Annotated in this window: 17 protein-coding genes; 6 read left to right on the top strand and 11 right to left on the bottom strand. The window is 56.0% G+C overall.

Annotation, left to right across the window (positions count from 1 at the left end):
- The first annotated feature begins 57 nt into the window (after nucleotides 1-57).
- Complete coding sequence (locus ACVDG4_RS02860; RefSeq protein ID WP_447233951.1) at nucleotides 58-975, top strand: LysR family transcriptional regulator; 918 nt, start codon at nucleotides 58-60, stop codon at nucleotides 973-975.
- Between the two features lie 52 nt (nucleotides 976-1,027).
- Here the strand turns inward: ACVDG4_RS02860 and ACVDG4_RS02855 are convergent, their stop codons facing one another.
- From ACVDG4_RS02855 to ACVDG4_RS02845, 3 genes are all read right to left on the bottom strand, one after another.
- Complete coding sequence (locus tag ACVDG4_RS02855) at nucleotides 1,028-3,610, bottom strand: SPOR domain-containing protein (RefSeq protein WP_447233950.1); 2,583 nt, start codon at nucleotides 3,608-3,610, stop codon at nucleotides 1,028-1,030.
- Nucleotides 3,611-3,682: 72 nt separating this feature from the next.
- On the bottom strand, nucleotides 3,683-5,452 hold the full coding sequence (argS, locus tag ACVDG4_RS02850; RefSeq protein ID WP_447233949.1) for an arginine--tRNA ligase: 1,770 nt from the start codon (nucleotides 5,450-5,452) through the stop codon (nucleotides 3,683-3,685).
- Between the two features lie 98 nt (nucleotides 5,453-5,550).
- A complete protein-coding gene (locus tag ACVDG4_RS02845; RefSeq protein ID WP_447233948.1) occupies nucleotides 5,551-6,789 on the bottom strand; it encodes a deoxyguanosinetriphosphate triphosphohydrolase in 1,239 nt (412 codons plus the stop codon).
- A gap of 129 nt (nucleotides 6,790-6,918) precedes the next feature.
- Between ACVDG4_RS02845 and ACVDG4_RS02840 the strand changes: the two genes are divergently transcribed.
- Nucleotides 6,919-7,260 carry a HesB/IscA family protein gene (locus ACVDG4_RS02840; protein WP_008194073.1) on the top strand — a complete coding sequence of 114 codons (342 nt, stop codon included), beginning with the start codon at nucleotides 6,919-6,921 and terminating at the stop codon, nucleotides 7,258-7,260.
- A gap of 135 nt (nucleotides 7,261-7,395) precedes the next feature.
- A complete protein-coding gene (gene xth, locus ACVDG4_RS02835) occupies nucleotides 7,396-8,178 on the top strand; it encodes an exodeoxyribonuclease III (protein WP_447233947.1) in 783 nt (260 codons plus the stop codon).
- Between the two features lie 305 nt (nucleotides 8,179-8,483).
- Here the strand turns inward: xth and ACVDG4_RS02830 are convergent, their stop codons facing one another.
- On the bottom strand, nucleotides 8,484-8,627 hold the full coding sequence (locus tag ACVDG4_RS02830) for a hypothetical protein (RefSeq protein WP_166672641.1): 144 nt from the start codon (nucleotides 8,625-8,627) through the stop codon (nucleotides 8,484-8,486).
- Nucleotides 8,628-8,779: 152 nt separating this feature from the next.
- Nucleotides 8,780-9,637 (bottom strand): tetratricopeptide repeat protein, encoded by an 858-nt coding sequence (locus ACVDG4_RS02825; RefSeq protein ID WP_420340612.1) that lies wholly within the window; start codon nucleotides 9,635-9,637, stop codon nucleotides 8,780-8,782.
- A gap of 595 nt (nucleotides 9,638-10,232) precedes the next feature.
- Here ACVDG4_RS02825 and parE point away from each other — a divergent pair.
- From parE to ACVDG4_RS02810, 3 genes are all read left to right on the top strand, one after another.
- The gene (gene parE, locus ACVDG4_RS02820) at nucleotides 10,233-12,308 is read left to right on the top strand and encodes a DNA topoisomerase IV subunit B (protein ID WP_447233946.1); all 2,076 of its coding nucleotides are present in this window, start codon (nucleotides 10,233-10,235) and stop codon (nucleotides 12,306-12,308) included.
- Between the two features lie 327 nt (nucleotides 12,309-12,635).
- Complete coding sequence (locus ACVDG4_RS02815; RefSeq protein ID WP_522731722.1) at nucleotides 12,636-14,078, top strand: DEAD/DEAH box helicase; 1,443 nt, start codon at nucleotides 12,636-12,638, stop codon at nucleotides 14,076-14,078.
- Between the two features lie 126 nt (nucleotides 14,079-14,204).
- Nucleotides 14,205-15,266, top strand: coding sequence for a GGDEF domain-containing protein (locus tag ACVDG4_RS02810; protein WP_409687840.1), 1,062 nt, complete (start codon nucleotides 14,205-14,207; stop codon nucleotides 15,264-15,266).
- A gap of 36 nt (nucleotides 15,267-15,302) precedes the next feature.
- Here ACVDG4_RS02810 and tenA read toward each other — a convergent pair whose 3' ends face one another.
- From tenA to sufC, 6 genes are all read right to left on the bottom strand, one after another.
- Nucleotides 15,303-15,965: a thiaminase II gene (gene tenA / locus ACVDG4_RS02805; RefSeq protein ID WP_447233945.1), complete on the bottom strand. Its 663-nt coding sequence runs from the start codon at nucleotides 15,963-15,965 to the stop codon at nucleotides 15,303-15,305.
- A gap of 31 nt (nucleotides 15,966-15,996) precedes the next feature.
- Nucleotides 15,997-16,377 carry a Fe-S cluster assembly scaffold SufA gene (sufA, locus tag ACVDG4_RS02800; RefSeq protein ID WP_409688795.1) on the bottom strand — a complete coding sequence of 127 codons (381 nt, stop codon included), beginning with the start codon at nucleotides 16,375-16,377 and terminating at the stop codon, nucleotides 15,997-15,999.
- 72 nt (nucleotides 16,378-16,449) lie between these two features.
- The gene (locus ACVDG4_RS02795; RefSeq protein WP_055670174.1) at nucleotides 16,450-16,845 is read right to left on the bottom strand and encodes an SUF system Fe-S cluster assembly protein; all 396 of its coding nucleotides are present in this window, start codon (nucleotides 16,843-16,845) and stop codon (nucleotides 16,450-16,452) included.
- 12 nt (nucleotides 16,846-16,857) lie between these two features.
- Nucleotides 16,858-18,114 (bottom strand): cysteine desulfurase, encoded by a 1,257-nt coding sequence (locus ACVDG4_RS02790; protein ID WP_447233944.1) that lies wholly within the window; start codon nucleotides 18,112-18,114, stop codon nucleotides 16,858-16,860.
- A gap of 105 nt (nucleotides 18,115-18,219) precedes the next feature.
- A complete protein-coding gene (gene sufD, locus ACVDG4_RS02785) occupies nucleotides 18,220-19,539 on the bottom strand; it encodes a Fe-S cluster assembly protein SufD (protein ID WP_447233943.1) in 1,320 nt (439 codons plus the stop codon).
- 13 nt (nucleotides 19,540-19,552) lie between these two features.
- Nucleotides 19,553-20,308 carry a Fe-S cluster assembly ATPase SufC gene (gene sufC / locus ACVDG4_RS02780; protein WP_133947193.1) on the bottom strand — a complete coding sequence of 252 codons (756 nt, stop codon included), beginning with the start codon at nucleotides 20,306-20,308 and terminating at the stop codon, nucleotides 19,553-19,555.
- Nucleotides 20,309-20,344 lie beyond the last annotated feature (36 nt).

Raw genomic sequence — 20,344 nt, 5'->3', positions numbered from 1 at the left:
CCCCATGCGAATACGCATACCATTGCCCTTACCTAGGCGAATACGTATACTCTCCTGATGAATTGGGATGATCTAAAACTCGTGGACGCTGCGGCCCGCGCGCGGTCTTTATCCGGCGCAGCCAAGGCATTGGATATCAGTCAACCGCAGCTCAGCAGGCGTTTGAAAGCATTCGAGGACCGCGTCGGAGCGCGGCTGTTTGATAGAACACCCTCTGGTCTCAAACCCACAGAAGCGGGGCAAAGGCTCATTCCACTTGCCGCAGATATGCGTCAACGTGCGGATGCAGCGGCGCGCATCATGCCAGATCTGGCCGGTGCTTCGCTCAGGGTCGTTCGCGTTGCCGTCGATGAGGTGCGCGCCCGTGTCCTGACAGACATGTATCCTCTTCTGGATGAACGGCTAAAAGACATTGAGCTTGAGCTGATCTCCAGCCACAGCCATGTCGATCATCAAAGCCGCAGCATCGAATTGCAGATCAGAAACTGCCTCCCCGAGACCGATACGCTGATTGCCCGGAAAATCGGCGATCTCGCTTACAGCGTTTATGCTAGCAAATCCTACGCGGCGGCCCGCCCATCTGTTTTTGAAGAAGCCCGGTACTCAGCGTGCAGTTGGCTTGGATTTACGCCGGACGACCTCTGGTATCCGGCCCATAATCGCTGGCTCGCAGAACGCCTGCCCGCGCCACCCAGGCTGCGCACCAACACCATGACCACTATGATGAACATGATTGCGAGCGGATCCGGCCTCGGATTGATTCCGGTCTTCATGGGTGACCGGCATCCAGACCTCGTACGGGTCATGGAACCCTTGCCGGAACTCACAAATCCGGAGCATATCATCGTTCACCGCGATGTCCGGCGTGAACCTGCCGTCCGTCTGGCGATCGACGCTATTTCGGATGTTTACCGGCAGATGACCCCGCACCTTCTCGGTTTGCAGAGCCAAGCCAAGATGACCGCAGCCGAATAAAAAATGGCCGGAACACCCGGCCATCTTAATCGTTGTATTGGTGCGCCCTGGTCTATTGCCTGCGAACGAAGCAGTCGCCGCCTGCGCCTTGCAGCTGTTCACACAACCGGATGGCTTCATCACGCGATCCCGTCGGGATCCGGGCCCGGTAAAAGACTCCCCGATCGCCGAGGTCCGCCGCCACAATCACGGCGTTCACATTGCCGATAATCGACGGGTAGCGACGTTGTAGCGACGAATAGGCATCGCTCGCAGCCGAAGCTGAGCGCTGAGACGTCACCTGAACGATATACGTTCCACCCGGTATCGTACCAGTGCCAGCAGCCGCTGCGGCAGGTGCTGTGGTCGTAGCAGGCGCTGGAGCCGAGGCCGGTTGAGACAAGTTCAATGGACCACTGTTCTGCGTTGCCGGTGCAGGATTTGTTGCAGCAGCAGGCGCTTGCGCGACTTGCACAGGCGCAGCTGGTTTTTTCCGCGGCAGAACTGTCGGAACAGGAGCTGCAGGCTCCTCAACTGCCGCCACAGGTTCTGTAGCAGCAACGATTGCAGGCGTTGTCGGTGCCGGTGCAGCGGGCTGTGGCGTTCCGGCAGCCGGTTCAGCCTGCGTCGGAGCCGCTGCAGGTTCCGGCGAAGGTGTTGCCGTAATCGGCTGAGTTGCAACAACACGGGGCTCAGCCGGCGCAGGGGCTGCCGGTTGCGCGGTGCCAGTCGCTGCTGGGGCCGCGTCCTCGCCCGACACAATGGTTCCGTCCGGACGAACAACAACTGTCCGGACCCGCTTGGTTGCTCCAGGAACGAGTTCCGCACCGGATTGAACACCGGCAGGTGCTGGCGGCAAGGAGGCAGGTTCAGGTGTTTCCGGACGCGCGAGCTGTGTCGGCGCATTTTCGTTGCGGCCATCAACGCGATCATAAATCAGCTTGGCGGATTGATTGTTGCCGGCAGACGGATCCTGCTCTTCCGGGAAAATTTTGAGTGGCTCCTGCAGGCCGCTAATCACAGGCGGCGGTCCATCCGGGACTGCAATCGTGTCGGTATCCAGGAAGAAGAAGCCGACAGCGCCAAGTGCAGCAACGCCCAAGACACCAGCAGCAACAAAGATGCCGCGGCGCGAACGTTCTTCTGCGTGTGGAACTGCAGCTTGCTCAGCGCGCGAGTGCGGCGGCAAAACCCCACTGCCCTTCAAGGTTGGGTCACTCTCCTGCATCGCCCGTGCGACGGCATCGAGATCATAACCTTCTGGCGGCGGCGGTGTGTCATCATCGCCAAGGTCGCGAACAGCGTCTGCCGCTGCCGGCCAGACCATATCGTCAATGTCATCAGCTGTTTGCCGACCCGGAGCCTCGGCAGCATAAGCTGCCGCAGTAGCCTTCGTTTCTGCCGAAGCTTGTGCCGCGGCAGGCTCAGATGAATTCTCTGCCGCGCTTTGTTGACGAGCCCGGTCGTCCCGCTCCGGAAAATCAAGATCTGCCAGAAGCGTATCGATCCCGGCGATTGATTTCTGACTGTCCGCGGAGGCCTGAGGCGCACTTTCAGAAGCCGCGCCACCCTGTGGCGTGGTTAGCGCAGCAAACAGATCATCTTCGTTGATTGCCGGTCTTTGCGGTGCCGGGGCGGACGGCGAAGAGACTTCAGGCTGAATGTCCTGCGCCGGACGTTCAAAAGCCTGCGTAGATGGTGGAGTTTCCGAACCGAATGCAGGACGCGGGTCGCCGGCGCGGCTTACAGTATTATCCGGAGTTACTGTGTCGGAATAGTTATCGGAGCGCACCGGAGCAGGTGCTTGACTGAAGCTTGCCGTGTGCGCTTGGTACCCACCTGAATAGTAGCTCGAGTCCGCAGTCGGTTGCTGGGTTTGCGCTGTTGTCTGCGGTTCCGGCGAAACTGGTGCGGGCGCAGTGCGTTGATCGAATGCCTGGTCTTCAGGCGGATCGATGGTCTGACGCAGGGCGCCCTTCAGCTCATCTTCAAGTTCAGCGGTCAGGTTCTGTTCAAGATCATTCGCTACAGAGGCTGCCAAGCCTGTTCCAAAATCACGTCCAAAATCGACAGCAGGTCCGCGCGGTTGAGGCGGAGACGATGGTTGGAAGGTTGGTTGCGCTGGCTCTAAGACTGACGGTGTGGGCGCAGATGGTGCCGGTCGGTTCATAGCGCTTGCAGCTGTGGCTTCAATCGTGTCCAGCTGCGGCACCTGTGGCCAGCCAGGCACATCACCTCTTGGCTCGGCCTGGGCTTGATAGCCTGGAGCAGAGCTATCTGGAGACTGCACTACACCCGGAGTGACAATAGAACTGGGGTCGGGGGCCTGCTGCGGAGCATTGAAGCGCGGCGGCTCGCTGGAAAGTGGGGCGTCGGAGCGCGGAATTTCTGGTGATTGCCCGGCGCCGAATACGGGTTCCTGGCGCGGTGGATTGGGATCCGCAGCGGGTTTCGGCTCACTCGCGAAATCATCCAAGTCTGCGAAATAATCAGTGCTTCCGACCCGGCCGCTGCTCACCGGCGCCCCCAATTGCTTGTTATTATGGACAATGCGCGCCAATTCAATCAGCGGATCTTCACCAGACGGCCGGTTTCCCCCGGACGGCGCTGGGGTCTCTGCCGTATCTGGCCGCTTTTTGTCGTATTCGTCTGACATGAGCGCTCTAAAGAACCGGTTTCGTTACGCTACGTTTTATCAATATACCCTGATCACTTCTCACAAGGCATATCAGCGCATTTCCTCAGGAGCTTGTACACCAAGAATCGCCAAGCCTGACGAAAGTACCAAGGATACTGCACGAACCAAAGCAACACGCGCTACGGTTAATTTCGTGTTACTAGAATCAATAAAACGTAAATGAGGCAATTCCTTGCCTCTATTCCAGTGACCGTGCAGTGAACTTGCAAGTTCATGCAGGTAAAACGCAATTCTATGCGGCTCATGAGTGTCGGCAGCTGCCTCGACAACTTTTGGCCACTCAGCCATTTTACCGATCAATTCGAGCTCACCGATGTCATCAAGCAGGGAATAGTCGGCACCCGCGAGTACAGAATCACTCAAGTCTTGCCCGGACAGTTCTTCTGCGGCCTGCCGCAAGACAGAGCAGCAGCGCGCGTGGCCATACTGAACGTAAAAGACCGGATTGTCCTTAGACTGCTCCGTTACCTTCTTAAAGTCAAAGTCGAGTGGTGCATCGTTCTTCCGGAACAACATCATGAAACGGACCGGATCCGATCCAACTTCATCGACCACTTCGCGCAGGGTGATGAAATCACCGGACCGCTTTGACATCTTCACCGGCGCCCCGTCGCGCATCAACTTCACAAGCTGGCAGAAACGGACGATGACTTCGGTATCGCCGCCGGAAACAGCCTTGCCGACCGCTTGCAAACGTTTGGCGTAGCCGCCGTGGTCTGCACCAAGAACGTAGATCGCTTCCTTGAAACCGCGCTGGAACTTGTCCTCGAAATACGCAACGTCGGCAGCAAAATATGTGTAGGACCCATCTGACTTTTTCAGCGCCCGATCGGTATCGTCCCCAAAATCGCTTGCGCGGAAAAGTGTCTGTTCCCGATCTTCCCAGTCGTCCGGGACCTGACCCTTGGGCGGCGGGAGCGTACCTTCATACACAAGTCCTTTGGCCCGCAGACCATCGAGCATGTGATCAATCTTTGATCCGTTGCTGCCACTGCGCTCATGCAGAGATCGCTCGGAAAAAAAGACCTCGTGCTCAACACCGAGCGCGGCGAGATCCGAGCGGATCAAATCCAGCATCGCAGCAATCGCGCGTTCCTTGACCTTCGGGAGCCAATCGGCTTCGTCCTGATCGAGCAAATCACTGCCGAATTCGTCCTTCAGCGCCACGCCAACCGGGACGAGGTAATCTCCGGGATAAAGGCCTGCCGGGATCTCGCCGATATCTTCGCCGAGTGCCTCGCGATAGCGAAGAAAAGCACTGCGGGCGAGCGTGTCGATCTGAGAGCCGGCGTCGTTGATGTAGTATTCTTTGACCACTTCATTGCCGGCAAATGCCAGCAAATTCGCAAGCGCATCGCCAACCACTGCCCCGCGAATATGTCCGACATGCATCGGTCCGGTCGGGTTCGCAGAGACATATTCGACATTCACCTTGGAAGGATCAGCGGTCTTCGTGCCGCCATAACCAAGGCCTTCCGCAAGAATGCTACCAAGTATCTTCTGCCAGACACTCTGGTCGACCCGCAGATTGATAAATCCAGGACCAGCGACCGTGGTTTCGGTAATTTCCGGGTCTTTTGAGAGTTCGGCAACCAAACGCTCCGCCAGATCACGCGGTTTCATGCCAAGCGGCTTTGCAAGAACCATTGCCGCATTGGTCGCAAAGTCTCCATGAGCCGGATCCCGAGGTGCCTCGACGACAACGCGGGACAGATCTGGCGCATTGCCATCCGGTCCTTTTAACTCAAGCGCTTCGAGGCATTTTTTCACGCGTTGCGTGAACACGGCAAAGATGTTCATTCAGGCACCGGTCAGGGTTGAAACTTCAAACACAACGGCCCCGCACGCGCCAGCGAGAAGCCCTCTGGCGCGGTGGGGATCCGATTTTGACCCTGCGCCTACCCCAAATCCGGTGTGTCGTCAAACAGTCTGCGGTGTTCTTCGATCGCATAACGATCAGTCATGCCAGCGATATAATCACACACGCGCCGGGCTCTGCTGGTCTCGTCAAGGCTCTCCAAGCCCTTGTCCCAAGGGGCCGGCATCAGGTCCGGCTCGGCAAGAAGACGCGCAAATAAATCCCTGACGACGCGGGCAACAAGACGGCGGACCGACAAAACATCCTCATGGCGGTAGACCCGCGCGAACAAGAACCGTTTCACTTCCTTTTCGGCCGCTGTCATCGCTGGCGAAAACCCGACCAGGCATTCTCCGGCCGCACGCACATCCTCAACGCTTTGCGGATCTAACTCGCTGATATTGCGCACGCCCTCCTGAATAACGTCTTCCACCATCCGGGTAATGCTGCGGCGGACGATCTCGTGGATCCGCCTCGTTTCTTCAAGGCCTGGATACTTGTGGTCCACTTCCGCGAGAATATCTGCCAGAAACGGAACTTCCCGCATGTCGTCGATCGCGAACAGGCCAGCCCGAAGTCCATCGTCAAGATCATGCGCGTCGTAGGCGATGTCATCTGCAATTGCAGCAGCTTGTGCCTCAGCACTCGGCCATGTGCCAAGCATCAGATCCTGCTGTTTCTGATACTCCCGGATCGCGAAGGGCAACTCACCGTTTTTGAATTTGCCAAGCGGTGCACCGGCATCATCGACGAGTGGACCGTTGTGCTTCACCAGGCCTTCCAGGGTTTCCCAGGCGAGATTCAAGCCGTCAAACTCTGCGTATCGATGCTCCAGATGGGTCACGACCCGCAAGGATTGGGCGTTGTGATCAAAACCTCCGTAAGGCGCCATGCATTCATGCATGACATCCTCGCCCTCATGGCCGAAAGGTGTGTGTCCGAGGTCATGTGCAAGTGCAAGACACTCTGCGAGATCCTCATCCAGCCGCAGCGCCCGGGCGAGCGACCGGGCGATCTGGGAGACCTCAATGGTGTGCGTCAAACGCGTGCGGAAGTGATCTCCCTCGTGATACACAAAGACCTGGGTCTTGTGCTTGAGACGCCGAAAGGCCGAGGAATGTATGATCCGGTCCCGATCGCGCTGGAAAGGTGTCCGCGTCGGGCTTTCAGGCTCCTGAAAGTGGCGCCCCCTGCTCTTGAACGGGTTTTGAGCATAGACTGCAAGGGATTGCGCCCCGTACCCGATGTCTGCCTGGATTTTCTTCCAATTGTCGTTCACTGCCCGTCCCCTTGAATAACGCACCGGTACTGGCCCAGTTATTGACGCTTGTGCTTCGAGATCTTAACTATCGGGTTAAGTCAATTTTGTCGCGCTAACGTTGGCGCAGACACAGCGAGTCAGTAGAAGATGACCGAAACGCTTGAAAATCGAGTAACAGTCAGTGATCGCGCTGCCAAGCGCATTGCCAAGATTTTGTCAGGAGAGGCTTCTGGCAGCATGCTGCGCGTCAGCGTGGAGGGCGGCGGATGCTCAGGACTGCAATACAAATACGACGTCGTCGGCGCACAAGAAGATGATGATCTGGTGATCGAGAAACTCGGCGCGACGGTGCTAATCGATTCCATCTCCTTACAATACATGGGCGGATCGGAGATCGACTTCGTGGACGATCTGATCGGTCAGGCCTTCCAGATCAACAATCCGCATGCTGTTGCCGGTTGCGGCTGCGGCACGAGCTTCACGATCTAAAAGCCTGCCTGAACCAAGCTGTTCGATCAGAGACCGAACCGGTCGGATGTTAATGGCTGGGCATATGTTCAGAACGTGGGCGACAAACGATCTCCTTCGCATATGATGCGGCGCAGAGAGCGGCGGAGACTTGTGATGAAAATTGCCACCTGGAACATCAACGGCGTCAAGGCACGACTAGAAACAGTGCAGGAATGGCTGAAAGAATCCTCTCCCGATGTTGCTTGTTTTCAAGAGATCAAGTCGGTCGACGAAAACTTTCCGCGCCAGCCGTTTGAAGATCTCGGCTACAACGTCGAAATTCATGGGCAAAAAGGCTTCAACGGCGTTGCCATCCTCTCAAAAACGCCTCTGGAAGACGTTGAACGGCGGCTTCCAGGAAACGACGACGACGAACAAGCACGATATATCGAAGCAACAGTGACCAACGGAGAGGGCGTTGTCCGTTTCGGTTGCCTCTATCTGCCCAACGGCAACCCGCTTGGGACCGAAAAATTTCCCTACAAACTTGGCTGGATGGACCGGTTGCTGATCCATGCAGAAAAGCGGCTTGCTGAAGAAGTGCCCTTCATTCTCCTGGGCGACTACAATGTCATCCCGGATCCGATCGATGCGAAAAATCCGGAAAACTGGACGGACGATGCTCTGTTCCAACCCGAAAGCCGGCAGAAATTCCGCGCACTAACTCATCTTGGCATGACCGAAGCCGTCCGCGCCTGCACCGAAGCTCCGGAAACGTTTACCTTCTGGGACTATCAGGCCGGAGCCTGGCAGAAAAACAACGGCATCCGCATTGATCACATTTTGATGTCGCCGCAGGCGAACGATAAAATGCTCGGCTGCGGGATCGACAAACATGTTCGCGGCTGGGAAAAGCCGTCCGACCATGTTCCCGTGTGGGTTAAACTCGCCGCCTGAATGCCGATGCCCCCGGTGCCTTTATATCCACTGCATTGAAGAAACTGGCTGGTCTATGCCGTTTGCGATCCTTCGCCGGCATGCTATATTTTCGTTAATGGGATAACGGACCAAGGCCACTGGCCCGCACCGGCGAAAAGCGGGTTTTTCTCCTGGCGCTGCTTCAAGCTGCGCTCCCCAAACCTCTTTGCCGCGTTGACTGTGGCAGTCTTGTCGAGCGGTTCTCAATACGTTTCAACAGAAGCTCAAGCCCAAGAGACGGCCAAACCGAATGTGCCTTGCACGTGCCGTTATCAGGGTGAGGACTACAGCATCGGCGACTCCATCTGCTTGTCCAGCGGCTCCAGCCCCAAAATGGCGACATGTTCGATGGTTCTGAACAATACGTCCTGGAAGATGAGCAACGCCCCCTGCCCGCAAGCCCTCGAGATTCCGGAGGTATCGCCCATTCAACAGGCGTCACCGGACGAATTGGCGGATACACCGATCCTTTGATTGACCGTAGTTGGGTACCGCCTGCAGAAAGCGCGCGATGTTGTCTTCACTACGTCGTTGCTGTGTGTCTGGAGGGTTTCACACGGTCAAAGCCGCGTTGCGCAAATTACTGCGTTGGGACCTGCTGAGCCGTCAGCATATCCGGACGGTTGTTTTCGATCCATGTATCAGCCAGGGACCGTGCTTCTGCACGAACCGGTTCCGGCGCGACGGCAAAATACTGCTCATGCAGGTTGTTGATCCAGGTTGTGTCCTGGCCGGTTGCTTGTTTGCGGGCAACAGTCAACCACATCAAACCCCGAGCTTTTTTCTTGTCTGAAGATCCAAGAGAATAAAGCGTTTCGCCGAGTTTGGCCTGAGCACCGACATGGCCTTTGAGCGCAGCAAGATTATACCAGCGCACCGCCATCCGACTGTTGGTCTCCCGGTACATTTCCCCAAGATGAAACTGGGCAGCTGCATCACCGTAATAAGATGCCGCGTGGGTAAAGATCCTGCGGGCCTGTCCTTCATCTTTGATGACGGCGCCATCGATGCCGCTCAGATAATAAGAGCCAAGGGCCACGAAGGCGCTGGAAACAAAAGGTGCGTCCGGCGAATCCGGGCTGTCATTGCCGTGATCCCGAACAATCTGGCTATAATATTGAAAGGCCTTGTAGTCATCTTCCTGCACACCGTCGCCCTTGGCGTACATGTCACCAAGCTTCCAGGCAGCCATGGTCTGCCCGTTTTCTGCGGCATATTTCAAAGACGAGATCGCTGCTGTTTTATCACCGGAGTAATATTGCCGGGCACCAGTGCGCAGAGCTTCGTTGGGCGACATGGTTGACGGATTGATCGGTCCGGGCGCAGCCGGCTGGCCGTCAAACGCCTCTGACGGCACTGTTGCCATCATCAAGGCGAGCGCGCCGACAACGGCCCCGCTGACGCTTAAGTGCTGACGATGTGTCTTCTTGCTGTACATCCCGTTCACACTATTCTCCCGCGAACGATATTCATCGTCACGGGCACTTATCCCATTCATCTGTTACACCAAGCTGATGCTTGAATGTTTGACACCTCACCATGCGTCTTGAAACGATTGCGTGATGTCCCAAATGTGAGCGATCAATCTGGCCTTAGTTGGGCTGCGCGCCCTGCCCCAGCAAAACCGCCGTAACGCATTGAACCATCGCGCAACCTGGCATCTGTTTTTGTGCCGAGCGCTACGTGTTGAACCACTCGTGTACCGCAATCATGGCCGAACATGGGCATCAAGCGGTTCCATGAAGGCACCGCAATACTTTGCCGCCAAGTGTTGCTGAATAGGCACAATTTGCCGCCCCTCCTCAGTCCCAATCGAAACACACGCAGGTTGACGATCGGTTTCCATATCTTCAAAAGGCCTCGAGTGATGCCAATTAGCTTCAACGCTGGGGAAAACGGGGGCTTTTGGCCAATTTCCTTGGCTGTTCTATGTTTGTACTTCAAACTGAACCATGATTCGGTGTAGGACCAGCGTGATCAGATGCGCGGTCAGCGCAGTTTAATGAAACCAGGTACCCATCAGGCGATACGCAATGAGCGGAAAAGACGATCTTTTTGCAGGCAATGCAGCTGTTTCCAATCCGGTTGGATCGGAATCAGCACCAGCACCCAAGCCTGCGCCAACGCCTGTTGCGGATCTCTCTGAGGCACGAAAGAAGTCACAAGCTGCTGCCGAAAACAGCGATTATTCAGCTGCCGATATTGAAGTCCTGGAAGGACTGGAGCCAGTTCGCAGACGTCCGGGTATGTATATTGGCGGCACGGACGAAAAGGCCCTCCACCACCTTTTTGCCGAAGTCATCGACAACTCCATGGACGAAGCCGTTGCGGGACACGCAACCTGGATTGATGTCTCCCTTGGTGCGGATGGCTACCTGAACATCACGGACAACGGCCGCGGCATCCCGGTCGATCCGCATCCGAAGTTCAAGGACAAGTCGGCTCTGGAAGTCATCATGACGACCCTGCATGCCGGTGGTAAATTCGACAGCAAAGTCTATGAAACGTCCGGTGGTTTGCACGGCGTTGGCGTGTCCGTCGTTAATGCCCTGTCGGACGAACTGGTTGTCGAAGTGGCCCGAAGCCGCAAGCTCTATCGTCAGATCTTTCGTCGCGGTCACCCGCAAGGACCGCTGGAGCATATTGGCGATACTCAAAACCGCCGCGGAACGATGGTCCGATTCAGGCCGGACGAGACGATTTTCGGAAAGGGTGCGAAATTCCAGCCGGCGCGCTTGCTCAAGATGGCGCGCTCGAAAGCCTATCTCTTTGGCGGCGTCGAAATCCGCTGGCACTGCGCTCCGGAATTGATTTCAGAGAAGGACGAAACCCCGGCGGAGGCTGTATTTCACTTCCCCGGCGGCCTGCGGGACTTTCTGGAAGAACGGCTCGGCAAGGAACGGCGGGTAGTCGAGGAAGTCTTTTCGGGCCGGACCGACAAGACCGGCAAACATGGATCGGTCGAATGGGCCGTCAGCTGGTTTGCAGGTGACGGGTTCATCAATTCGTACTGTAACACCGTCCCAACCCCGGAGGGCGGCACGCACGAAGCCGGTTTCCGTTATGCGCTCCTGCGAGGCCTGAAAGCCTACGGCGAACTGGTCAACAACAAGAAGGCCTCAATCATTACCGGCGATGACGTCATGACATCTGCCGGCGGGATGCTCTCGGTCTTCATCCGGGAACCCGAATTTGTTGGCCAGACCAAAGACAAACTCGCTACCAACGAAGCGACACGCGTTGCCGAGACGGCGGTTCGCGATGCCTTTGATCACTGGCTGACCGCCTCGCCCAATCAAGCCAACAAGCTTCTGGAATGGGTAATCGACCGTGCCGAGGAACGCCTTCGGCGCCGCCAGGAAAAAGACGTGGCCCGCAAGACGGCCGTGCGCAAGCTTCGTCTCCCTGGAAAGCTCGCGGATTGCTCGACCAGCCAGTCGGAGGGAACGGAACTCTTTATTGTTGAGGGCGACTCGGCGGGCGGATCTGCAAAACAAGCTCGAAACCGCGCCAACCAGGCCGTTTTGCCGCTGCGCGGCAAGATCCTCAACGTCGCCAATGCTGGCCGCGACAAGCTGGTCGCCAATCAGCAACTTGCCGACCTCATTCAAGCGCTCGGCTGCGGGACCCGCTCCAGCTATGCTGAGAAAGATTTGCGCTACGAAAAAATCGTCATCATGACCGATGCGGACGTGGACGGCGCACACATCGCTTCGCTGTTGATCACGTTCTTCTATCGTGAAATGCCGGAACTGATCCGCGGTGGTCATCTCTATCTTGCGGTGCCACCACTTTATCGCTTGAGTCAAGGCGGAAAGACCCTCTACGCACGCGACGACATACACAAGGACGAACTTTTGGCTAGCGCCTTTAAGGGCAAATCGAAGGTTGAAATCGGCCGCTTCAAGGGTCTTGGCGAGATGCTGCCCGCTCAGCTGAAGGAAACCACCATGGATCCATCCAAGCGGTCCCTTCTCAAAGTCAGCGTGGACGAGTTTGCCATTGCAGATACCAATGACACAGTTGAACGGCTCATGGGCAACAAACCCGAAGCCCGTTTCAGGTTCATCCAGGACAATGCTGAATTTGCCGACGACCTTGATATCTAGGACGCAGACGGACAGAGCCCAATTAATTCAAAGTGTTATAGGAAGATAGGCATTCAAGTCGCATTTAACTTAAATGCCAACGAAATCATGCGATGTAGAAGTTTTATGCGTATGATCACTCATACACCTAGTTTTATTGCGCATGATTTCCGATCAACCATTAACTGAGTTGGCAAAACGACAAGAGAAATACTGAACATTTCTGATATTTAACCTCACCAATGCATTGACTCACCAGCGAACAAATGTAGGGTGTGGCCAAATCGGCGAAGGGCAGTTCAGGACGAACTGCTGCCATTAAATCACAACATTCGGGCAAAGCGCTCCATGTCATTTAATACTCTCGGTCTGAGCGAGAAGGTCCTCGCTGCAGTTGATGCGGCAGGTTATAAAGATCCAACAGCCATCCAGGCAGGTGCTATACCTCAAGTCCTGGAACGGCGCGATGTCCTCGGCATTGCACAGACCGGGACCGGCAAGACCGCCAGCTTCACCTTGCCGATGCTGACCCTTCTTGAAAAAGGACGTGCCCGCGCCCGCATGCCGCGCACACTGATCCTGGAGCCGACCCGGGAACTGGCCGCTCAGGTCCAGGAAAACTTCGAGAAATACGGCACGAACCACAAGCTGAACGTTGCCCTTTTGATCGGCGGCGTTTCCTTTGCCGAGCAAGACAAGAAGCTCGATCGCGGCACGGACGTGCTGATCGCCACACCTGGCCGCCTGCTTGATCATTTCGAGCGCGGCAAGCTGCTGCTCCAGGGCGTCGAAATCCTGGTGATCGATGAAGCTGACCGGATGCTCGACATGGGCTTCATTCCGGACATTGAGCGGATCTGCAAGCTGATCCCGTTCACGCGGCAGACCTTGTTCTTCTCAGCAACGATGCCACCGGAAATTCAGCGCCTAACCGAAACATTTTTGCAGAACCCTGCAAGGATCGAAGTGGCTCCGACCTCTTCAACGTCCGAAAATGTAACACAGCAGCTGAAGGCTGCTGGCGGCAAGGATTACGACAAACGCGCCGCCTTGCGCGAACTTCTGGAGGGTGCTGAAGACCTCCAGAACGCGATTGTCTTCTGTAACCGCAAGCGCGATATCTCGACGCTGTTCCGGTCGCTTGAGCGCCACGAGTACAACGTTGGTGCTCTGCATGGCGACATGGACCAGCGCACACGCATGATGATGCTGGAAAACTTCCGGAAAGGCGCGATCAAACTGCTTGTTGCAAGTGATGTGGCAGCTCGCGGGCTGGACATCCCGGAAGTCAGCCACGTCTTCAACTACGATGTTCCGATCAATGCGGAAGACTACGTTCACCGGATCGGTCGCACGGGCCGTGCTGGCCGCAGCGGAACAGCGTATACGCTCGTAACGGAAAGCGATCAGAAGTATTTGCGCGCGATCGAAGAGCTGACAAACCAGTCGATCGAATGGATCGGCGAATCGATCGACTTTGAGGCTGCCGCAGCGGAACGCAAAGCCAAGCGCCGCTCGCCTAAATCGGCCAAAGCAGATTCAAGCAACGACAACGACGCAAGCCAAAGCAAATCAGCGCCTAAAAAGCGTGGCCAGTCACGCCGAAAAAGTGAAGAGCCGGCCGCTGAAACGCAGGTTGAAGAAACACGCTCAAGCAACAGGGTTCAAAAGATTTCTCAAAAATCAGGCAGCAAGCCGCAAAAGCAAGACAACAACGCCCCAGCCTTCAGCGAAGGCGTTCATATTCCTGCATTCCTGTTGCGTGAGCCGCGGGCAAAAAAAGCGTCGTAATCCCCAACTTGCAGCGACTCGACCAAATTATTTAACTCGTCCTTAAACGTTACGTCAGATTTTGGATGTCAAGAATTCGGGCCGTGTGGGGTGGCCACCGAAGAAGACTTGACTGAGAGAAAACTGATGTCGGATAAGGACGATCATATCAGGACCATCGGATACGGTGAGTCCGCGATCGGGTATATAAGGAAAAACACCTTACCCGCTTATCCGCGCTCTTATGAACTCTGGTACACCTATTCTGCTGGATATAATCAGGGCCTCAACCGCGCTATCAACGAAGCTGTAAAGGAAAACGGCAGGATCAGCACCGATGAGATGCTGTCCCTCTATGGTCGTTTCTTGTCTCCGACCCGGCTTGGCGACCGCCTGGATGATGTCGGCTCAAAAGTTTCCCGCGAAGTTGAAGAGATTGTCGAAACACTGAAGCTGAGCGCTGATGCGACATCCGACTACGGTGCCGCTCTTGAGCAGGCCGGCCTTAAGATCTCCGGGATCACCGATCCGGATAAACTGAAGCTTTATGTAACGCATCTGGTCAAATCCACCCAAAATGCGGTTGCATCCAACAGGAAGCTTGAAAGCCAGCTGTTGGAATCTAAAAAGCATATCGAGAACTTGCAGTCCTCGCTTGAAGCGATCCGCTATGAGTCTCTGATTGATGAGCTGACAACCCTTAACAATCGCAAGCACTTCGACAACTCACTCGAGAAGGTAATCCGGAACTCCATAGAGAGTGGCCGTGGGTTTGCTTTGTTGATGACGGACATCGATCATTTCAAGAAGTTCAACGATACCTACGGTCACCAGACGGGCGATCAGGTATTGCGCCTCGTTGCCTTGTCCGTGAAACAAAACATTTCAAGCCAAGACATTGCGTGCAGATATGGCGGCGAGGAGTTCGCGATCATCTTGCCACATGCCGGGTTGGACGAAGCTGTAGAAGTTGCGGAAAAGATCCGGGCTGCTGTTATGGCCAAGGAACTTGTAAAGCGCTCGACGGGTGAAAACCTTGGGCGCATCACGATTTCCGCCGGTATTGCAGCCTACAAGCCGGACGATAACGAGCACACCATCGTCTCGCGTGCCGATGAAGCAATGTATGCGGCCAAGAACGCTGGCCGTAACCTTGTGAAAACTGAAAACGATCTCGAAATGAAAGAAAATCAGGAAAACGTCGCCTAACAACCGACGACGACCTCCCAAAACTATTTCCCGGACCTAGTCCGCAGCGTCCAATCCCATTTGCCAGAAATCCGCTTCCAATCGGCTTGCCTTTTCGAACAAGGCCAAAAGCCGCGGATATCGTGCTTCGGTCAGATAGACGTCCCCTGTCTCGTCGATCCAGTTGGCAAAACCCTTGGCCAGATCCTGATAGTCATCATTGCCATATTCCTGGATCCAGCGGCTGTAAGGATTGTCGTCGGAGGCCGCTCCCGCATTGATCAGCGCTGACCCAATTTCGGCGTAGCCAATCACACAAGGGGCGAGTGCTGCTTGCAGATCCAGGAGATCGCCGGACATGCCGGCATCCAGAACAAAGCGCGTGTAAGCCATTGTAGGTGTATCTTCTGGGGCGCTTTCAATATCTTCTCTTCTCATGCCCCAGGAGCCACAAAGCTCCAGATGTAGGTCCAGCTCGACATCCAGTATGGCCTTAACGCCCTCAAGTGACTGACGCATGTCCCCAACTGTCGGGCTTTTATAAATGCCGAGCGCATAGGCCCGCGCAAACTGGATCAGAAACAGATAATCCTGGACCAGATAGTGTTTGAATGCATTGAGCGGGAGATCCCCTTTGCCGAGCTGGCGAACGAACTCGTGGTCAACATAAGACGCCCATTGCGGGGCCGAATCGGCCTTCAGCCGCTCAAACAACTTCACGCTATCACCTGAAATATTGGAGTATGGTCAATCAATTCCGCGCGTGTGCGCTGAGGTCAGCTGCCTGAAGAGACACAGATTCGCCGCAACCGCAGGCAGACACTTCGTTCGGGTTCTTGAAGACAAAGCCGGACCGGAACTTGGTCACTTCAAAGTCCATTTCCGTTCCGAGCAGGAAAAGCACGGCGGACGGATCGACAAAGATCTTTGCACCCTTGTCTTCGATCACATCATCGCCGGGGCTCGCCTCTTCGACGAGATCCATGGCGTATTCCATACCGGCGCAGCCGCCTTTTTTGATGCCGACGCGCAAACCCAATGCCGGCTTGTCCGCGTTATCGACAAGTTCGCAGACCCGTTCTGCGGCAGCATCGGTCAATGTCATGACCTGGAATTTTGTGGCAGAAGCCATCATGTCCTCTCAAGCAGTCTCAGGAGTTTAACCTGATATAGGAACTCAGCTTAAGGATACAAAGAGAAGAACTCAATACCAGTTGAGCGCGACCTTGGCCTCATCGGACATGCGGTCCGGCGTCCAGGGCGGATCAAAGACCATGTCGACAGTCACCGGGCCAACACCGGCAACAGAGGCAACAGCGTTCTCCACCCAGCCCGGCATTTCACCGGCAACGGGACACCCCGGCGCCGTTAGGGTCATATCGATGTTGATCGAGCGGTCATCTTCGATATCGACCTTGTAGATCAGGCCGAGTTCATAGATGTCACACGGAATTTCCGGATCGTAGACGGTTTTCAGAGCACCGATGATGTCCGTCGTCAGGCGGTCGAGTTCAGCCGGCGAAATCGCGCTCTGAGCGCTGACCTCAGCCTGGAGCTCCTCACCAGCTGCATTCGTATCGATCGTGGTCGCGTTATCCATGTCCGTCGGTCCTTACCCGAAGAAGCTCTGCGCCTTTACGAGCGCTTCATACAGCGCGTCGACTTCATCGCGCGTGTTGTACATTCCAAAACTTGCCCGGCATGTAGAGGTTACACCATATTTTGCCAAGAGGGGCTGAGCGCAATGTGTGCCCGCACGAACCGCTACGCCAGACCGGTCAATGATCGTCGAGACATCATGAGCGTGGGCTCCCTCGATCTCAAATGAGATGATGGCCCCTTTCCCCGGTGCATCGCCGAATATCCGTAGCGAGTTGATCTGGCGCAGTTTCTCATGCGCGTAGATTTTCAGATCTTCCTCATGGCGCGCAATGTTCTCGCGGCCAATGGAATCCATGTAGTCCAGCGCAGCTCCAAGACCAATCGCCTGAACAATCGGCGGGGTGCCGGCTTCAAACCGGTGTGGCGGTGCGTTGTAGGTCACATCATCCTCGGTCACATCGAGGATCATCTCTCCGCCGCCCTGGAACGGACGCAATGCTTCCAAACGTTCCGGCTTGCCGTAGAGCACGCCAATGCCTGAGGGGCCGTAAACCTTGTGACCTGTGAATACATAATAGTCGCAGCCAATGTCTTGAACATCGACAGGCATATGCACGGCAGCCTGACTTCCGTCCACGAGGACCTGAATGCCGCGCTCATGCGCGATTTCACAGATCTCCTTGACCGGAACAACGGTTCCAAGAACGTTGGACATATGCGTGATAGCGACGAGCTTGGTCCGGTCGGTCAACGCGTCCTTGAACGCCTCCAGATCAAACGAGCCATCCTCACGGACATAGACCCACTTCAACTTTGCCCCGTGCCGCTCCCGGTGGAAGTGCCAAGGCACGATGTTGGAGTGGTGCTCCATGATCGACAGAACGATCTCATCGCCCTCTGCGAAGAACTTCCCGCCGAGACCATAGGCAACGAGATTGATAGCTTCGGTGGTCGACTTGGTGAAAACAATATTGTCGACGGAACCAGCGTTCAGGAAACGGCGAACCTTTTCCCGCGCCGCTTCGAAGTTATCAGTGGCCGTATTGGACAGGTAATGCAGACCCCGGTGGACGTTGGCGTATTCATGGCTATACGCTTTGGTCACCGCATCGATCACCGCCTGAGGTTTTTGCGCCGAGGCGCCATTGTCGAGATAAACCAGCGGCTTTCCATAGACCTCGCGCGCAAGGATCGGGAAATCCTTGCGGATCGCCTCAACATCGTATGCCGTCGATATCGTGGTCTCTTGTGCGGTTGCGACCGTCATGCGGCGCTGCTCCTTATTCCAAAAATCCTTTTCCGCAGAAATGCTTCATCACCCGGCGGAAAACAAAAGTGTGCGCGGATTTGCCCAACCCGCGCAACCACATCATCAGTGACCGGCCAACCAGTCGCGGACCCGCTGTTCCAGGCCTTCGGTCACGTCATCTTCGCCATACTCTTCAATGGCTTCGGAAAGGAAGGCAAGAACGAGAAGTGTCTTTGCCTCGTCTTCCGGGATGCCGCGGGCACGGAGATAGAACAGAAGATCTTCATCGATCTGACCGCTGGTCGCACCATGGGCACACAGAACGTCGTCCGCGAAGATTTCCAGCTCCGGCTTGTTCGCCATTTCCGCTGTCTCAGAGAGCAGCAGCGCCTGGGTCATCATTTCGCCGTCGGTCTTCTGGGCATGCGGAGCAACGTTGATCCGGCCCTGATAAACACCCCGGGCTTCGCCATCGAGCACGGTCTTGAAGAATTCACGGCTGTTACAATGCGGTACAGCGTGATCGACGATCAGTGTCTGATCGGCAAGATCAGATCCGCCGGCCATTGAAACACCGTAGATCTTGGCCTCGGAGTTTTCGCCGGTGAAGTTGATGAACTGCTGGTTCCGGACGAATTGCGGCCCTGCGATGAAGCCGAGCGATTTGAATTCAGCCTCGGCTCCAAGCGTTGCGATCGTCGTCAGAAGACGCGCTGCATCGGTCTTGCCGACAATCAGCCGCGTTGCTGCAACGGATGCATTGTCTGCAACGTCGTAGTCAAACACAGTATTGATCTCACCGGCACCGGTGTCGCCTGAAAAGCTTTCCAGAACACGCAGCTTGGCGCCCTTGCCAACAGTGATCTTATTGCGGACCACCTGTGCCCCGGTTGCGGTTGCCAGCTGAACCAGCTCAAGCGGCTTGGAGACTTCCGCGCCGTCCTTCACGGCGACAACCACACCGCCTTGAACAAAAGCCGTGTTCAGCGCAACCAAACCGTCATTCGGTCCGGTCTTGGGCGACTTCAGAAGCTGTGCGCCTTCGTCACTGGATAGTGCATCCGTGAGATTGGAGACTGTGACACCTTCTGCAGCGAGCGCGTCAACATCCGACAGCTCTGCAACAAAACTGCCATTGGCGACAACAATCTTGAAACGAGCCAGATCGCCAAATGTCTCGGAGGCCTCCAGAACGCCTTTGACAGCGGAACTGTCGGCAGCGGTTGCCAGCGGTGCCGCAGACTTCATAAAGGCGCGCAGATCGGAGTATTTGTACTCCTCAACGCGGCGGTGCGGCAGCCCCTTGTCCTTGATCTGGCCAAGCGCGCTATCGCGCAAGGCTGAGACTGCAACGGAGCCTGCGAGTGCGCTCTTGGCCGAGTCGTACCGGTCGATCAGGTCGCTTTCGGCCTGGGTGTTCCTGATGGGTGCATTTGCGTTCATGTCGCGGCTCCTATCAAGCGGCTGCGTTGATGATGTCAGCGTAACCGTTTTTCTCCAGTTCAAGCGCCAGGTCCTTGTCGCCTGTCTTCACGATCTTGCCTTTGGACAAGACGTGGACAACATCGGGGACAATGTGATCGAGCAGACGCTGATAGTGTGTGATCACAACCATTGCCCGGTCCGGGCCTCGCAGTTTGTTGACGCCCTCGGAGACGATGCGCAGAGCGTCGATATCGAGGCCGGAATCGGTTTCGTCCAGAACGCAAAGCTTCGGCTCCAGAAGAGACATCTGAAGGATTTCGGCACGCTTCTTCTCACCGCCGGAAAAACCAACGTTCAGCGGCCGCTTCAGCATGTCCATGGAGACGTTCAGGTGAGCCGCAGCTTCCTTGACGCGCTTCATGAAGTCCGGAATGGACAAGGTGTCTTCGCCGCGCGCCTTGCGCTGTGCATTCATCGCTGTCTTCAGGAATTCCATGGTCGCAACACCCGGAATTTCGATCGGGTACTGAAACGCCAGGAACATGCCGGCTGCCGCCCGCTCGTCCGGCTCCATGTCGAGCATGTTTTCACCGTTGAACAGAATCTCGCCTTCGGTGACTTCATAGTCGTCCTTACCGGCCAGGATGTACGAAAGCGTAGACTTGCCGGAGCCGTTTGGGCCCATGATGGCGTGGACTTCGCCGGCGTTGACGGTGAGGTCAATGCCACGCAGGATTTCTGTTTCGTCTTCCGCGATGCGAGCGTGCAGGTTTTTGATCTCAAGCATTGAGATGTTCCTTGTCATTCAAAGGGCAGTCGTCGC

Source organism: Roseibium sp. MB-4, assembly GCF_053005265.1.
This window is presented reverse-complemented; position numbering and strand designations above follow the sequence as displayed.

Coding starts and splice junctions, on each gene's coding strand:
- xth (WP_447233947.1), top strand. CDS start 7,396: ATGAAAATTGCCACCTGGAACATCAACGGCGTCAAGGCACGACTAGAA.
- parE (WP_447233946.1), top strand. CDS start 10,233: ATGAGCGGAAAAGACGATCTTTTTGCAGGCAATGCAGCTGTTTCCAAT.
- ACVDG4_RS02855 (WP_447233950.1), bottom strand. CDS start 3,610: ATGTCAGACGAATACGACAAAAAGCGGCCAGATACGGCAGAGACCCCA.
- ACVDG4_RS02825 (WP_420340612.1), bottom strand. CDS start 9,637: ATGTACAGCAAGAAGACACATCGTCAGCACTTAAGCGTCAGCGGGGCC.
- ACVDG4_RS02840 (WP_008194073.1), top strand. CDS start 6,919: ATGACCGAAACGCTTGAAAATCGAGTAACAGTCAGTGATCGCGCTGCC.
- ACVDG4_RS02790 (WP_447233944.1), bottom strand. CDS start 18,114: ATGACGGTCGCAACCGCACAAGAGACCACGATATCGACGGCATACGAT.
- ACVDG4_RS02815 (WP_522731722.1), top strand. CDS start 12,636: ATGTCATTTAATACTCTCGGTCTGAGCGAGAAGGTCCTCGCTGCAGTT.
- ACVDG4_RS02810 (WP_409687840.1), top strand. CDS start 14,205: ATGTCGGATAAGGACGATCATATCAGGACCATCGGATACGGTGAGTCC.
- sufD (WP_447233943.1), bottom strand. CDS start 19,539: ATGAACGCAAATGCACCCATCAGGAACACCCAGGCCGAAAGCGACCTG.
- ACVDG4_RS02830 (WP_166672641.1), bottom strand. CDS start 8,627: ATGGGCGATACCTCCGGAATCTCGAGGGCTTGCGGGCAGGGGGCGTTG.
- sufC (WP_133947193.1), bottom strand. CDS start 20,308: ATGCTTGAGATCAAAAACCTGCACGCTCGCATCGCGGAAGACGAAACA.
- ACVDG4_RS02795 (WP_055670174.1), bottom strand. CDS start 16,845: ATGGATAACGCGACCACGATCGATACGAATGCAGCTGGTGAGGAGCTC.
- argS (WP_447233949.1), bottom strand. CDS start 5,452: ATGAACATCTTTGCCGTGTTCACGCAACGCGTGAAAAAATGCCTCGAA.
- ACVDG4_RS02860 (WP_447233951.1), top strand. CDS start 58: ATGAATTGGGATGATCTAAAACTCGTGGACGCTGCGGCCCGCGCGCGG.
- sufA (WP_409688795.1), bottom strand. CDS start 16,377: ATGGCTTCTGCCACAAAATTCCAGGTCATGACATTGACCGATGCTGCC.